General features: G+C 33.3%; 17 protein-coding genes and 2 pseudogenes. 7 read left to right on the top strand and 12 right to left on the bottom strand.

Going from position 1 to position 14,425, the window contains the following annotated elements; genetic code table 11:
- Positions 1-45: 45 nt before the first annotated feature.
- Positions 46-894 carry a ribonuclease Z gene (locus GYX25_RS03255; RefSeq protein ID WP_174786713.1) on the bottom strand — a complete coding sequence of 283 codons (849 nt, stop codon included), beginning with the start codon at positions 892-894 and terminating at the stop codon, positions 46-48.
- A 6-nt stretch (positions 895-900) separates the two neighbouring features.
- The gene (locus GYX25_RS03250; protein ID WP_085247933.1) at positions 901-1,128 is read right to left on the bottom strand and encodes a YccJ family protein; all 228 of its coding nucleotides are present in this window, start codon (positions 1,126-1,128) and stop codon (positions 901-903) included.
- 74 nt (positions 1,129-1,202) lie between these two features.
- On the opposite strand from GYX25_RS03250, the gene yaaA reads away from it, so the two are divergent.
- Together yaaA and GYX25_RS03240 are read left to right on the top strand one after the other, a co-directional pair.
- Positions 1,203-1,976: a peroxide stress protein YaaA gene (gene yaaA / locus GYX25_RS03245; protein ID WP_174786712.1), complete on the top strand. Its 774-nt coding sequence runs from the start codon at positions 1,203-1,205 to the stop codon at positions 1,974-1,976.
- Between the two features lie 10 nt (positions 1,977-1,986).
- Positions 1,987-2,946 (top strand): AEC family transporter, encoded by a 960-nt coding sequence (locus GYX25_RS03240; RefSeq protein WP_238785956.1) that lies wholly within the window; start codon positions 1,987-1,989, stop codon positions 2,944-2,946.
- 13 nt (positions 2,947-2,959) lie between these two features.
- Here the strand turns inward: GYX25_RS03240 and GYX25_RS03235 are convergent, their stop codons facing one another.
- From GYX25_RS03235 to GYX25_RS11370, 4 genes and pseudogenes are all read right to left on the bottom strand, one after another.
- A complete protein-coding gene (locus GYX25_RS03235) occupies positions 2,960-3,811 on the bottom strand; it encodes a carboxylate/amino acid/amine transporter (protein ID WP_091346785.1) in 852 nt (283 codons plus the stop codon).
- Between the two features lie 214 nt (positions 3,812-4,025).
- Positions 4,026-4,808: an AraC family transcriptional regulator gene (locus tag GYX25_RS03230; protein WP_174786710.1), complete on the bottom strand. Its 783-nt coding sequence runs from the start codon at positions 4,806-4,808 to the stop codon at positions 4,026-4,028.
- A gap of 25 nt (positions 4,809-4,833) precedes the next feature.
- Entirely contained in the window at positions 4,834-5,388 is a 555-nt protein-coding gene (locus GYX25_RS03225) for a YbhB/YbcL family Raf kinase inhibitor-like protein (RefSeq protein WP_174786709.1), read from the bottom strand.
- Positions 5,389-5,489: 101 nt separating this feature from the next.
- Positions 5,490-5,561: pseudogene (locus GYX25_RS11370) on the bottom strand (riboflavin synthase); the annotation flags it as partial.
- 133 nt (positions 5,562-5,694) lie between these two features.
- Here GYX25_RS11370 and GYX25_RS03215 point away from each other — a divergent pair.
- The gene (locus tag GYX25_RS03215; protein ID WP_174786708.1) at positions 5,695-6,069 is read left to right on the top strand and encodes an integrase core domain-containing protein; all 375 of its coding nucleotides are present in this window, start codon (positions 5,695-5,697) and stop codon (positions 6,067-6,069) included.
- A 226-nt stretch (positions 6,070-6,295) separates the two neighbouring features.
- The gene (locus GYX25_RS03210) at positions 6,296-7,888 is read left to right on the top strand and encodes an ABC-F family ATPase (RefSeq protein WP_091346780.1); all 1,593 of its coding nucleotides are present in this window, start codon (positions 6,296-6,298) and stop codon (positions 7,886-7,888) included.
- 88 nt (positions 7,889-7,976) lie between these two features.
- On the opposite strand, the gene GYX25_RS03205 is transcribed toward GYX25_RS03210, so the two are convergent.
- From GYX25_RS03205 to GYX25_RS03180, 6 genes are all read right to left on the bottom strand, one after another.
- Positions 7,977-8,312: a YggL family protein gene (locus tag GYX25_RS03205; protein ID WP_180214324.1), complete on the bottom strand. Its 336-nt coding sequence runs from the start codon at positions 8,310-8,312 to the stop codon at positions 7,977-7,979.
- A gap of 27 nt (positions 8,313-8,339) precedes the next feature.
- Positions 8,340-9,653, bottom strand: coding sequence for an ATP-dependent RNA helicase RhlE (gene rhlE / locus GYX25_RS03200; RefSeq protein ID WP_174786707.1), 1,314 nt, complete (start codon positions 9,651-9,653; stop codon positions 8,340-8,342).
- A gap of 569 nt (positions 9,654-10,222) precedes the next feature.
- On the bottom strand, positions 10,223-10,579 hold the full coding sequence (locus tag GYX25_RS03195; RefSeq protein ID WP_091346775.1) for an MmcQ/YjbR family DNA-binding protein: 357 nt from the start codon (positions 10,577-10,579) through the stop codon (positions 10,223-10,225).
- A 203-nt stretch (positions 10,580-10,782) separates the two neighbouring features.
- Positions 10,783-11,139, bottom strand: coding sequence for a hypothetical protein (locus GYX25_RS03190; RefSeq protein WP_174786706.1), 357 nt, complete (start codon positions 11,137-11,139; stop codon positions 10,783-10,785).
- Between the two features lie 283 nt (positions 11,140-11,422).
- Complete coding sequence (locus GYX25_RS03185) at positions 11,423-11,629, bottom strand: hypothetical protein (RefSeq protein WP_091346771.1); 207 nt, start codon at positions 11,627-11,629, stop codon at positions 11,423-11,425.
- A gap of 255 nt (positions 11,630-11,884) precedes the next feature.
- Complete coding sequence (locus GYX25_RS03180) at positions 11,885-12,343, bottom strand: hypothetical protein (protein WP_174786705.1); 459 nt, start codon at positions 12,341-12,343, stop codon at positions 11,885-11,887.
- Between the two features lie 361 nt (positions 12,344-12,704).
- On the opposite strand from GYX25_RS03180, the gene GYX25_RS03175 reads away from it, so the two are divergent.
- The 3 genes and pseudogenes from GYX25_RS03175 to GYX25_RS11365 form a co-directional block, all read left to right on the top strand.
- Entirely contained in the window at positions 12,705-13,172 is a 468-nt protein-coding gene (locus GYX25_RS03175; protein WP_174786704.1) for an STY0301 family protein, read from the top strand.
- A gap of 373 nt (positions 13,173-13,545) precedes the next feature.
- Complete coding sequence (locus GYX25_RS03170; protein WP_174786703.1) at positions 13,546-14,163, top strand: hypothetical protein; 618 nt, start codon at positions 13,546-13,548, stop codon at positions 14,161-14,163.
- 41 nt (positions 14,164-14,204) lie between these two features.
- Positions 14,205-14,363 (top strand): annotated as a pseudogene (locus tag GYX25_RS11365) (site-specific integrase); the annotation flags it as partial.
- Positions 14,364-14,425: the final 62 nt, after the last annotated feature.

The following is a 14,425-nucleotide window of genomic DNA, read 5'->3' as shown; positions in this document are numbered from 1 at the left end:
ATTCGCCGATAACCTCGGCGAAGTTTAATAAAAAAATTTGATTAATTAAACGTGAAAGATTGCAAAATCGGTAGCGATTTCAGTATTAACAAAGACACTTTTTGCTTCATTAACTAACTTTTTATTATCATTCAAACTATATCTAGGGCTTATATGAGTCATAATAAGCCGCTTGGCATTGGCCTGTTTGGCAATGGTTGCGGCATGAATGGTTGTAGAATGCCCACGTTCGAGTGCTTTATCTTTTAGTGCGTTTTCTTGTGTTGCTTCATGAACAAGCAAATCCACATCATTAGCAAGCTCAATCGATGCTTGACAAGGTATGGTATCACCTAAAATAGCTAGCTTTTTGCCTTTTTTTAGATCACTATAATAAGAACCAGCCTGAATATTAGCTTGCTTTAATTTATCAATATCAAGCTGAGCTGGTAGATCTTTTTCGATAATACGATAACCAAAACACGGCACACGGTGTTGTAATAATTTTGCTTCAACTTGAAACTGATTATCTTCAAAAACAATGCCATTTTCTTCAAGTTCAATAATATTGAGTGGATAGGTTAACCAAGAATAGCTAATTTCAATAACTGTTTCGACAAGCTGTTTAATTCCTTTCGGAGCAATCAATGTTAAAGGTGATTGATTTTGCATCAAAGAACGGGACGTTAAAACACCTGGTAGCCCAAATACATGATCACCATGTAAATGTGTTAAAAAAATGATCTCAAGTTTAGCGAGGCTACATTTGGCTTTTTGCATTTGCATCTGAGTTGTCTCACCACAATCAAAAAGCCATAACTTACCCCTCTCTTGTCTAAGATCAAGTACCATACTACTTACATTGCGCTCTGTTGTTGGGGAACCAGCACTTGTCCCTAAGAAAGTTAGATTCATAAAGATTTAAACATTTTTACGCTCAATAGTTTGCTCACCCCAGAACAACTTATCGGCTTTGGTTTTAGAAAACGCGAGTTTCAACACTTCATCACTACCTTCCGACCAAATTTGTTCAGCAAGTTTTTCATCATGGTTAGCTAGCTCAAAAATCGCCTCTGCAATTTCAATCGAGGTTTCACGAACAGAAGCCCAAGATTTAATATCATGTATTTCTTTTTTATCGATGTTCATTTTGCTACTCCTTTGGATTGAATTAGATGTAAAATAAACCTATTTATTGCAAAATACAATAGGCTATATACGTTATGATAACAATTATTTCTCCAGCAAAAACTTTGGATTACCAATCACCATTATTAACCAAAAATCACACATTACCTCAATTTATTAACTCAACTAAAATACTCATTGAAGATTGCCAAAAATTAAGTGTTGAGAGTTTGGCTAAATTAATGTCTATTAGCGAAAAATTAGCCGAACTCAATTATGAACGATTCAAAAATTGGCATAGTGATTTTAATCTTGAAAATGCAAGACAAGCCATACTTGCTTTTAAAGGTGATGTTTACGAAGGATTACATGTTGAAGATTTTACTGATAAAGATCTACAGTTTGCACAATCTCATTTAAGAATATTATCAGGTCTTTATGGTATTTTAAGACCACTTGACCTAATTCAACCTTATCGTTTAGAAATGGGGATCCGCTTAAAAAATGGCGATAACAGTAACCTTTATCAATTTTGGGGCGATAAATTAACTCAACACCTTAATAGCGAACTAGCCAAATCATCACATCGCACATTAATCAATTTAGCCTCAAACGAATATTTTAAAGCGATCAAACCAAAACAATTAAACGCAACTATTATTCAGCCCATCTTTTTAGATCAAAGCAAAGATACCTATAAAGTTATCAGTTTTTATGCTAAAAAAGCACGCGGACTGATGAGTCGATACATTATAAAAAATTGCATTGAAAAGAGTGACGATATTAAAAGTTTTAATCTAGAGGGCTATCAATTTGATTCAAAACGCTCAACTGACTTAGAATGGTACTTCATACGCAATCATCAATAAAATAATAACGATGGAATTTCTGACTACATTATGGGCGCAGTTTTTATCTACCCTGCCCCTTTTTATGCTAATTTTATTGGGTTTTTTAGCGGTTAAACTAGGTCGTTGGCAAAAAACAGTCACCGATAGCTTAACCAAATTTACCTTTTATATTGCATTTCCCATCATGCTGTTTCAGATCATGAGCCATTTTTCTGAACATTCGCAAATCGATATAAAACTGTTATTCGTCTTTTTTGGTGGCTCCTTTATCGTCTTTGCAATTGGCTGCTTAATTGCATCAAAAATATTTAAGTTAAATGGCTCAGAAAGTACAATATTTGCTATGGGTAGTATTTACACCAATACAGTGTTTGTTGGTATTCCTATTATTAAAATGTTATTAGGCGATGATGCCATCCCCATTGTTGCCATTGTCGTTATCTTTAATGCATTAATTTTATGGACGCTTGCGACGGTTTCTATTGAATTTGTGCAAATGGGGAAATTTTCAACTAAAGGGATTGTTAAAGCCTTTAAAAATGTTTCAAAAAATCCCATTATTATTGGAATTTTTACAGGCATTGTAGTGAATTTTATTGGTTTACCGTTACCTAACTTTATCGATAAATCAACCAAAATGGTGAGTGAGATGACCGCCCCTCTTTCATTAATTGTTCTAGGAATGGGACTGGCTGAATATAAAATTCGCGATAAACTTTTAATTACAACAGCTATCTGTGCATTAAAATTGACAGTGTTACCTGTTGTTACTTATATTGTAGGTAAGCTCATCGGACTACCAAGTTTAGAATTGCAAGTGGTGGTATTACTCAGTTCGGTTTCAATTGCGATAAATTGTTATATGATGGCAAGGCAGTTTGAAGTGTTGCAAGGTCCTATTGCTTCTAGTTTGCTAATATCAACGACGCTGTCTTCTATCACAACGCCATTGATTTTATCTATTATGTTGCAGTTACCTTTTGCTTAATATTGATTGAGTATCATTTAATACGTTTAAACTTATTATGCAAAATTAAGGCAAAAATAATAACTGTACAACCAATTAAAAATCTTCCCCAATCAATGGATTGATGCCAAATCACCGCATTCACCAAAATCCCTGTTGGGATAACCGCATTATTCATAATAGCCAAAGTGCCCGAATCCACTTTGGTTGCACCATAATTCCATAAAAAGTAACACACACCAGAAGCCACTATTCCAAGCCAAATAATAATTCCCCATTGCAAACTAGTTGTTGGTAATTTTGATGCATCACCAAACAACAGCCAGCCTAAAATAGCAACAACCACAGCCCCTAAATAAACCCACGCAAAAGCTTGATGTTGGGGCATTGGATAAACTTCCATAATCCTTTTATATCCTACTTGACCTAATGCAAAAACGATATTAGCACCCTGGATCAATAAAAAACCAATAATAAAATTAGCACTAATATGATCATAGCGAATAATAGCTGCGCCAATTACCGCAATAATTGCCATTAAAAGATAGCTAAGCCTTAATGGATGATGCTGCAATAAATCATAAATAACTGTGACATAAATTGGTGTAAAAATAGTAAATAACAGGACTTCAGGCACCAAAATATATTGAAAAGAATTATAATAAAAAAAGTACATAATCCCTAATTGACATGCCCCCACTCCCATTAAAAGCAACATCTGCTTAAAACGAATATTCTTAAAACGTAAAAATGGAATAAAAGTCATAAAGGCAAATAGCACTCGCATTACAACAGCAAACCAAGCATCAACTTGTCCACTTAAATAAACCGCAATAAAACTAAATGAGAATGACCAAATAATTGTCACAAAAATAAGATAAAGCATAATTGATGAATATAAAAAATAACTAGATATAGATCGTATCAATTGGCTTAACACTTGTAAACTTTATATCATAAAAATTGATTACTATGATAAAATAATTGACAATCTGTAGGGATTGCTAGCGCTATATACAGTAATTTGAGAAACCATGGTAATGAACATGCATAAAAAACAATTCAATAAATAAAATTAAAATGTTATAGATAAAAATTAACTAACGTAGCCTCTTTGGTGAAAATCCAAAACGTTGTTTAAAGTAAAAAGCAAAACGAGAGCCTGATTCATATCCCACTTCTTGGGCAATTTGTAGGATCGTTTTTTGGGTAGTTTGTAACAGCATTAAACCAAAATTCATTCTTATATCTAAGATAATTTTGGATAAATTATATCCTTCTAAAGCAAGATGTCGCCGTAAAGTTGATTCGCTCATAGCAAATTGTTTAGCAATTTCTGCTGCCTGCCACTTTTTGTCTGGCTGCTGGTTAATAATTTCGCGAATTTTTTGGCTAATTTTCGGGTTATTATTCAGGGGAAAATACACACCAAATGCAGATAATCTGATTAATAATTCAATAAATAAATGTTTAACAAGATTAGAATTGCATTGATTATGTGTCAATAATTCTGTTTTAATCTGTATCAATCGAGTAATAAAAGTTTCAGGTAATATTGTTTCAACTTTAATTTTTTTAAGAATTTGACTACTCTGATAACGATGAGATAAAGCAAATTGGTCTAGTAACTGTGCATGCCAAGAATAACAGATGGCTTGATAATCCTTATCATCAATATAAAAATTATTGATATTCATTAAATTACCTGCTGGAATTAGGACTAATTGACCTGTTTTTACCTTAAAATATTCGCCCTCACATTCAATCTGTTTTTCGCCATTTATGACATAGACAATCATTGGATCATTGCTTTGAATCTGCTTTAGGGTTTGATTACAACGTTGTGTTATATAAGTCACTCGACCAATTGAAGCAAAATCCATAATCCTAATAGCCTATTAACCAATATCAACGTGAGTAGGAGTAAATCATATCTGCCTTCGCTATTTGATGCGAATTAGCAATAAAACCAATTAGAGCTGGTGTGGTTTGTTCATCAACCTCAATGTGATCAATGTCTAGTGCATAAAGTGTAAATTGATATCGATGAGTCGAATTTAGCGGAGGACATGGACCACCGTAATTTATCACGCCAAAATCATTACGTACTAACCTACTTCCTTTAGGTAATAAATTGGGATTATTTCCTGCTGATTGTTTAATAAACGACGTTTGTACAGGAATATTAACAATCACCCAATGCCACCAACCAGAACCCGTTGGTGCATCAGGATCATACATAGTTAATACTAAACTTTTTGTCGCTTTGGGTAGATTTTGCCATGAAATTTGCGGGGATATATTTTCGCCTTGGCAACCAAATTGATTGGATATAAATCGAGCAGTAAACCCGCTATCGACAAGATCAGTGCTAGTTAATTGTAATTGTGCCGCATAACTGCAACTTGTACTCAATAATAATGTACTATAAATAATGGTTTTCGCTTTGTACAAAATACGCATGTTAGCCTCTTTTGACTATTAAATAAAAGCCATCATAAGGAATTTTCAATCTATAATCAGCACAAATTAGCTTAAATATGACACAAATTCGATTAATATTATCATTCTCTTGCGACTAATACTCGTTCAACAGTATCAACAATGGCTTGAGTTTGTGAGTCAATTTCAATGTTGACTTTGTCCTATACTTTTTTTCATCTAAAGTTGATACCAAACCTTTACCTTTACCTTTACTTAAGAATGAAACGAAACAACAAACTAAAGACTATTTATTCGTTGGTATCGATGATTTTTCACGTAAGCTCTATGCGATCATTTACTCCGATAAATCCCAATTTAGCTCAGCACTATTTTTTACAAAATGATGTGTTAGCCCAATGTCCTTATACCATTGAATGTATTTATTCCGATAATGGGCGTGAATATCAAGACACATGTGAATACCTATTTGTTAAAACATGTAATAATCATCCTATCAATCAAAAATTTACAAAACCTGCCTGCCAGCAAACGAATAGAAAAGCAGAAAGAGTCATACGAACTTTAATGGCGATGTGGCATAATCTGCAAATATTCGAAGATTCAAAAGATAGACAACAAAAACTTAAGCGATTTATTAACTATTATAATATGGTTAAACCGCATAAAGCGATTTCGGAGAAAACGTCTTATGAGTTTTAGAGGATTATGTTAATTATGAAGTGTAAACATCACGAAATTTTCCTATACTTTACAATATATTAATAATTAAATTAAATATCCCCTTCCTAAATGCCGTTATCTAAAACAAAGATCCTCAAAAATGATTAATTATGGCATAATGTGCGCCAATTCATATTTTAGCGACTTCACTCAAAAGCTAATGATTACTTTTGAATGAAACGCATTTTAAAGAGAGTTAATTTTCGTGTTAAGTACAAATAACATCACAATGCAATTTGGCAGTAAACCATTATTTGAAAACATCTCGGTTAAATTTGGCAACGGTAATCGTTATGGTCTAATCGGTGCTAATGGCAGTGGTAAATCCACCTTTATGAAAATCATTGGTGGCGATCTCGTACCTACATCGGGTAATGTGGCTTTAGATCCACATGAAAGACTCGGTAAATTACGCCAGGATCAGTTTGCTTTTGAAGAATTTACCGTCCTTGATACTGTAATTATGGGACATACCGAATTATGGCAGATCAAGCAAGAACGGGATCGCATCTATTCACTGCCTGAAATGAGTGAAGAAGATGGCTTTAAAGTTGCTGATTTAGAAACCCAATATGCTGAAATGGATGGTTACAGTGCCGAATCTCGGGCTGGCGAATTATTATTAGGTGTTGGTATTCCAATTGAGCAACATTATGGATTAATGAGCGAAATCGCACCAGGTTGGAAGTTACGGGTATTATTAGCCCAAGCCCTATTTTCAAATCCAGATATCTTATTACTCGATGAACCAACCAATAACTTAGATATTGATACAATCCGCTGGCTTGAAGATACCTTAAATCAACGCGAAAGTACTATGATCATTATTTCGCATGATCGCCATTTTTTGAATATGGTCTGTACTCATATGGCAGATTTAGATTATGGTGAATTGCGCATCTATCCGGGTAACTACGATGATTATATGACTGCATCAACGCAAGCGAGAGAACGTTTGTTAGCCGACAATGCCAAAAAGAAAGCACAAATTAGTGAGCTGCAATCGTTTGTTAGTCGCTTTAGTGCCAATGCATCAAAATCCAAACAAGCAACATCACGCGCAAGACAAATTGAAAAAATCAAACTTGAAGAAGTCAAAGCTTCTAGTCGGCAAAATCCATTTATTCGTTTTGAGCAAGATAAAAAGCTATTTCGTAATGCGCTTGTTGTTGAAGACCTTACCAAAGGATTTGACAATGGTCCTCTTTTTAAAAATCTTAAACTCATGGTTGAAGTGGGCGAAAAAGTAGCTATTTTAGGGACTAATGGTATTGGTAAAACCACATTATTAAAAACGCTAATGGGTGAACTGACTCCTGAGCAAGGCGATATAAAATGGTCTGAAAACGCAAATATTGGTTATTATGCGCAGGATCATGAATACGAATTTGAAGGTGACTTAACGGTATTTGACTGGATGAGCCAATGGAAACAACCAAACGACGATGAACAAGCCGTGCGTAGTATTCTAGGTCGATTATTATTTTCACAAGACGATATTAAAAAACAAGTTAAGGTCTTATCTGGTGGTGAAAAAGGACGCATGTTATTTGGTAAATTGATGATGCAGCGCCCTAACATTATTGTTATGGATGAACCAACTAACCATTTAGATATGGAATCTATCGAATCACTCAATATGGCATTAGAGCTATATCAAGGCACGCTATTTTTTGTTTCACACGACCGTGAATTTGTGAGCTCACTGGCAACACGCATTGTTGAAATTACCCCAGAAAAAGTAATTGATTATACGGGTAATTATGAAGATTACTTGCGTAGTCAAGGAATTGAATGATACGTTTAGAATAAACATATCAATTGATAACAAAAAGCCACTGACTAATGTGGCTTTTTTTCTAACTGAAATAATTCAAATAATTAAATTAAAAATCTAACTCATCCCACCAAATATCAATAAGTGGACTAGCTTTAACATTTTTCAGACCATGAGTTTCCAGCCATTTTGTGACAATGTCACGATGTTCTTCAGTACAGTTCCCTAATTTTTGGGTGCAAATAATCCCTTTCCAATTTAAATAACCGCTGCCCTCATAAGCTAAACCATTGGGTTGAATGGCTTCAAGAATAAACTGATCAACGATATTATCTAAAGTCTCTTCGCTTGTGCCTTCGTCAAAAGACCAACTAACCGTAAAGCCAAACTCTTTAAACTCTTCAATGTGTAATTTTTTTCGTAAACGTCTGCTGCGATTTACCATAATAGTTTCCTTCTACATTATTAAATATTAATTAGGTTGTTTATTTTTAGTGTGATTATGTCGGCTTGATGATTTCACACCATTTTGATTGAACTGCGGCGATCGATTTGAGTTTGCACTTCCTCTTTTTTGGGGTACTCGCCTTTGTGATGATTTTTTTATCGGTTCAGCTTTAATTTTAGGATCAACTTCAAAACCTTGAGTTGTTAATTCTGGAATCGTTTTTTTAATTAACTTTTCAATCGCTTTTAATTGAGGAAGCTCATCAATGCATACCAGCGAAATAGCCTGCCCTTCATTTTGAGCTCGTCCTGTTCGTCCAATGCGATGCACATAATCTTCTGCCACTTGCGGAAGTTCATAATTCACCACATAAGGAAGTAACTCAATATCAAGACCGCGAGCGGCAATATCGGTTGCCACTAATGCTCTAATTTGTCCACTTTTAAAATCTGCCAAAGCTTTAGTGCGTGCGCCTTGGCTCTTATTGCCATGAATGGCTGCCGCTTTTATACCATCTTTAGTCAACTGTTCAGCTAAGTGATTCGCACCATATTTAGTGCGAGTAAAGACCAACACCTGTTGCCATTGATTTTTACCAATTAAATAAGACAACAATTCACGCTTACGACGTTTATCAACCCGATGCACATATTGGGTGATCTGCTCTGAAGCGCTATTGGTTTTCGCAACAGCAACCAATTCAGGGGCATGTAAAATCGATTGCGCTAATACTTTTATTTCATCAGAAAAAGTTGCCGAAAACATCAAATTTTGGCGTTTTTTAGGTAATTTAGCAATCACGCGGCGAATATCATGAATAAAGCCCATATCTAACATGCGATCAGCTTCATCCAATACTAGCATTTTAATCGTTGAAAGATCCACGGCATTTTGTTGCACTAAATCGAGTAATCGTCCTGGTGTTGCAATCAAGACATCCACACCACCACGTAGTTTCATCATTTGCGGATTAATACTTACCCCACCAAATACTACCAACGACCGAATGGGTAAATAACGGCTATACTCACGAATATTTTCGCCAATTTGTGCAGCAAGCTCACGAGTCGGCGCTAAAATCAATGCATATAAAGGACGTTTGCCTTTTTTCGCCTCAAGTTTATTGGTTGTTTGGGCTTGCTGTTCTACCCATTTTTGCAAAATGGGTAAACCAAAACCTGCCGTTTTACCTGTACCGGTTTGCGCACTTGCCATAAGATCTTTACCGGATAAAATGACGGGAATAGCTTGCTGTTGGATGGGAGTTGGGTCTGTATAGTTTTGTTCTTGAATTGCTTTTAAAATCTCAGCGTCTAAGCCAAGAGAGTCAAATGACATGAAATGATTCCTAAATAAATAAAAAGTGGATTGTCCGCTTACATTATAAAGCAATTCCATAATATTTTCTGTTTATTTTGTTATTGTCTATCTTCAATAATAAAATTTACTGTTTATTTTACAACCTGAGACTAAAGTTAGAGTCATATTAGTAAATATAATTTCACAATAGACTGCTTCATTTTATCCAACATTTTTAGCACCTTATAACAGCCTTATTGTTGGATTATATATGCATTTAAAATTTAACCGAATTAAAAATGTATTAATAGCCTAACTTTTATCACTTTTAGCCTTAACAGTTTTGCCAAAGATGATATCACCTTTGCAAACTTTCGTGACATTCGTGATTTGAACCCTCATCTTTATAGTGGCGAAATGTGGGCTCAAAATATGATTTTTGAGTCACTTCAACTAAACTATCTGCTCAATATCTGGTTTTTATGCTACCTAAAACATTGATCAGATAGTTTATATAAAAAACACTCAAGAAGTCATCCATAACATGTTTGTTATTGGATAAACTAATTGCTTAATTATATATTGCCTAAAAGCTATATCCATACAGTTTAGATCGTTAAATTATAGCTATGGTTTAATAAATTTATGATTTGTTCAAATGATATCGAACCGTCGAGCATTATTGTGATCCAATGATTTTTATTCATATGGTAAGCCGGTAATAAACCTGAACTATTTTTTATTATAGAAATCAATTCTGGATCGGATTTCACATCAATTATCTCTACCATATCATTAGATCCAAAACCTAATTTATTTTTCTCAACTGACATAATTAAACCAAACCATTTACCATTACGTTTATGCCGAAGTACTTTATAATCAGGAAATTTTTTAAAAGGCTGATCAACTTGAACTTCATTTAAAGTTTGTGCATATTCTATTAATCTATTTTTCAGTCTCATAGTTATTTCCTTTTTCGATTCACTAAATCTAAAGTTATAAACAGTTTGTTTAACCCTACAAACTACACTAACTCGTAGCCGATTTTTAAATTTTTCGATAGGATAAAATCTTTCTTAAAAATTATAAATACAATTACACTAACTATTTCAATTTTTTAAAGTAAAGAAAGAAAAAGATAATATAGATGTAATCGATAATCTGCTTATTGTTTTTGACAAATATTATCAATGGATAACGTTGCAGGTACAATGCGATCATCAGTGAATTGAAAGCGGAACAAGAAGCTAATATCATAAGCACGTAACACATCAATCACGTCTTGCTTATCACAAAATTGTGCATTTAGACCAAGCCTAATGCCTTTGATAATATCTTCCATTGATGCACTTTGGCTATCAGTTGGCATATTGTATTCAAAAACAACGTTATTAAGGTTATAAAAAATATTAGTGACTTCGTAACCCGCTTCGACTTTAACGGGAAATGTTCCACCTTCGCCTAATATCGATCTTTTAGCACTATCCGCAAAGGCTTTAGTTATATTTGCTGACGGAGGCAATTAGGCACTATACGCACTCGAAATCATAAAAAAAGCAGAAACTAGCGCAGCCAATTTTATTCGTTTTTTCACTTCAAGATTCCTTACATTTAATCTTAATCAAGTTATATTATTTTAATGGCATTATTGATTTCGATAAGCCTAAATATGTTGTTATTTTATACAAAAAATCAGATAAAAATAACACAGAATAAAATATTCATCAAAACAGCAATTATCTAAAATCGACACAATCAAAAAAGGCAACCCAATGGCTGCCTTTAATCGTTTTAAGTGACTAAAATCACTTTTTATTTGGATGAGGATCTTTAACTGAATCACCCTGCCCAGACATAATATACCAACCATTTTTGCTATGCGGCTTTTTATTATGATCAGGGCAAGGAGGTAACGATTTTTTGCTTTGATTTGAATATATATAGCCGCAATCGGCACACTTATAAGTACCAGCCGAAACATCACTACCATATGGAGCAAATTTTTGTACCATGATAAGTTTCCTCCTGATAAAATTGGCGATAAGCCCAATTGCTTATCAATGTATATATAAGCGCTGATTTAAGAAAAAAGCAAGTATAATTTTTCAACAAAAAATCAATGAAATTGTTATTTTTATCACACAAAAAACCGTCAGGAAAGATATTGATTTTATTTAAGTTTTGCATTGTTTTTTTAAATAAAATCAATCCTTTTGATATTGCTATTGTTTTGAAAAATTGGGCTCTTGGGGGTGCTTAAAATAGCGTTACTTTAGTTTTAACACAAAGCAAACCAACCATCTTAATACCTTAATAATAAACAATATGCCATATGCCAAGCCACTTATAACAGGAAATAAAAATGCACATAAAAAGACAAAAAGTTCATTTAAACCAATACTGTAAGCAACAGCACTAAAGTAAACAGCTCCCCCCCAAAAAATACAAAACAGTTCGCCGAAAAACAGCCCTAAAAACGAGGTAAATTGGCAGGTATTTGGCTCAGTAAACAGTTTTATCAACATCAAAACACATAAAACAACTTCGATCAATAGGGTTAAACCTAAAAACAAATAAATAATAGGAAAGTAAATATTTGAATAAGAATCAAACTTAATAGTCGCCAATATAAGAATAATCATAAACAAATAACAAATAGCAAAGGCTATAAGCAAGGGACGAATGTTTAGCACTTTTTGGAACATATATTTTGTTACTAATTTCAATTAGCACTCCTTTTCATATCAGTATAGTGTATTTATCTAAAGAATAATGCAACACAATAACTACAAATTCAACAATCAATTAATAGGTTATGCAAAAATGACTTAAATTTGAGACATTGATGGGATCTACATTAGATAATCCCTTGATTTTACTAAAAATAACAAAACAAAAAAATTCAATAAAATCAATACCTTTCCTGACTGATTTTTTATCACTATTGTGTTAAAAAACGATCCACTTATAAATTTACCATAAAATATCCAATACTTTTAAAAACCTTAATAAAATCTTATTTTTATACTTGACGTTATTGATGACATTGGCATAATTACACGTTCAATGTTTTATCAGGATCTATCCATGAAATATAAAATAATCAGCCTTAGTATTGTCATTTTAGCTTGGATGAGTGCTTTACCCACAGCTCAAGCCGACGAAATAACTTGTCCAAGCTCAGTAACAATTAAATCCGCTCATTTAGATATTAATAACCTGCCTAACGATTGGGCGGTTTCTGAAAAGAAAGATGCATTATTATTGCTTGATGGCGTTGGCGTCTATTCCGATAATCCCGCTAAAAAAATCCAGCAAAAACCAGAAACCGGTATCATTGATGGTGAACAACATCAAGCAACTTGGAGCGTAAACACCATTTACGACGAAGGAGGTAGTTGGGTTAGCTGCAGCTACAACTATGAAGAAGTAGAATTAGTCAAAAAAATCAACCCAATCATGAAAAGCTGCTGGGAAATCGATTCTAAAGATCAATTTGATCGATTACAAGTCACGATTAAGTGTAGTGCTAGTGAATTGCAAGAGATTAAGTAGGTTTTGTATCTTATAAAAATGGTGGTTTTACAAAATAACGTTCAATCTTTAATAACTTTAAATCAGCCTAAAAAGGTAAGAATAAAAAGACTGAAAAAATTATTAAAATTTTAATCTTAAAAAATTAACTAATTTAATTATTTAATAAATAAAACAACATCATTTTTGCATGTTTGTGGTTAAAAAAGTGATGCTGAGTTTAAATAAAATTAATTTTTTAATGCAATTAGAATTATAATCATCAATGACATTAGTTGCTATTTTTTGTGTCAAATATACAATCCCACCATTTAGGTGAAAATGGCATTTTCTAATTTTTTTTTGATTTTTATAATATAAAATGAGTTCACATAAATTGAATTAAGAATAATCAATGGTTAAATTAAAAGTAATGCTTTTTGTTGTTCCTATTATTGCTATTGTTGCTATTATTGTTGTTATTGTTCCGTCTTGTTCGAGTCGTGGAGAGCTTTGCCTTTTTGGTACAGTTAAATCGACATTCAATGATTATAAAAATGCATATTGGCAATCAGTTGATAATAAAAAATCTAAAGCTTCAAAGCTCGATATTAAAAAATGTAGCCAAGAAGCAGAGAATGCAAGAATTGTTCTTATTAATATTTTTACCCAGTTATGTACTGATGGGCATATATCCCAAGAATATTTACCTGATGCTGTTTGGATTCAACACAATTATATTGAGAACTATTATTTTGGTAAAAGCACTGAAAAATTGACAGGTACAACAGAACAAATCCTCACCAAATTTTTAGCTTATGACGACAATGACAACTTTCCTAGTGTTGATAGATTAAATAAGGCGTGCGCTCGTTATATTCCAAAAGATGGCATATTATATCATTATCCGGAAATAGGTCCTGATATTCCATTTTATACAAATTATTATTTTGAACAATGTATGATTAAAAATAACTTTGAAAGCATCGCTCCTGTAACAACAAAGACATACTGCAAGGGAATTGGCTGGTAACTAGATAATATATAACTATAAGCTTTTCGCAGAAAATTGAACTTTTTATGCTCAAGAATATTAATGGATGGGAGACGTTAGAGGTGATGAATAAATACGCCCATTCAAACGCAGATCACATGCTTGAATTCGCAAATAACGTCACATTTACGGCACAAGGCTCATTCAATGGCACAATGGAAAATCTAAGAAATGCTTAAAAATTATATAAATCATGATTTAGAATGGTGGCCCCTACTGGACTTGAACCAGTGACCAATCG

Origin of the sequence: Gilliamella sp. ESL0254 (assembly GCF_013344985.1) — a bacterium.
Classification (GTDB): Bacteria; Pseudomonadota; Gammaproteobacteria; order Enterobacterales; family Orbaceae; genus Gilliamella; species Gilliamella bombicola.
The sequence above is the reverse complement of the archived record's forward strand: the minus strand, read 5'-3'. Positions and strand labels throughout refer to the sequence as shown.

Bases quoted from the DNA above. Each gene is read 5' to 3' on its own strand.
- GYX25_RS03255 (WP_174786713.1), bottom strand. From the start codon at position 894: ATGAATCTAACTTTCTTAGGGACAAGTGCTGGTTCCCCAACAACAGAG.
- GYX25_RS03250 (WP_085247933.1), bottom strand. From the start codon at position 1,128: ATGAACATCGATAAAAAAGAAATACATGATATTAAATCTTGGGCTTCT.
- yaaA (WP_174786712.1), top strand. From the start codon at position 1,203: ATGATAACAATTATTTCTCCAGCAAAAACTTTGGATTACCAATCACCA.
- GYX25_RS03240 (WP_238785956.1), top strand. From the start codon at position 1,987: ATGGAATTTCTGACTACATTATGGGCGCAGTTTTTATCTACCCTGCCC.
- GYX25_RS03235 (WP_091346785.1), bottom strand. From the start codon at position 3,811: ATGCTTTATCTTATTTTTGTGACAATTATTTGGTCATTCTCATTTAGT.
- GYX25_RS03230 (WP_174786710.1), bottom strand. From the start codon at position 4,808: ATGGATTTTGCTTCAATTGGTCGAGTGACTTATATAACACAACGTTGT.
- GYX25_RS03225 (WP_174786709.1), bottom strand. From the start codon at position 5,388: ATGCGTATTTTGTACAAAGCGAAAACCATTATTTATAGTACATTATTA.
- GYX25_RS03215 (WP_174786708.1), top strand. From the start codon at position 5,695: ATGCGATCATTTACTCCGATAAATCCCAATTTAGCTCAGCACTATTTT.
- GYX25_RS03205 (WP_180214324.1), bottom strand. From the start codon at position 8,312: ATGGTAAATCGCAGCAGACGTTTACGAAAAAAATTACACATTGAAGAG.
- rhlE (WP_174786707.1), bottom strand. From the start codon at position 9,653: ATGTCATTTGACTCTCTTGGCTTAGACGCTGAGATTTTAAAAGCAATT.
- GYX25_RS03195 (WP_091346775.1), bottom strand. From the start codon at position 10,579: ATGAGACTGAAAAATAGATTAATAGAATATGCACAAACTTTAAATGAA.
- GYX25_RS03185 (WP_091346771.1), bottom strand. From the start codon at position 11,629: ATGGTACAAAAATTTGCTCCATATGGTAGTGATGTTTCGGCTGGTACT.
- GYX25_RS03175 (WP_174786704.1), top strand. From the start codon at position 12,705: ATGAAATATAAAATAATCAGCCTTAGTATTGTCATTTTAGCTTGGATG.
- GYX25_RS03170 (WP_174786703.1), top strand. From the start codon at position 13,546: ATGGTTAAATTAAAAGTAATGCTTTTTGTTGTTCCTATTATTGCTATT.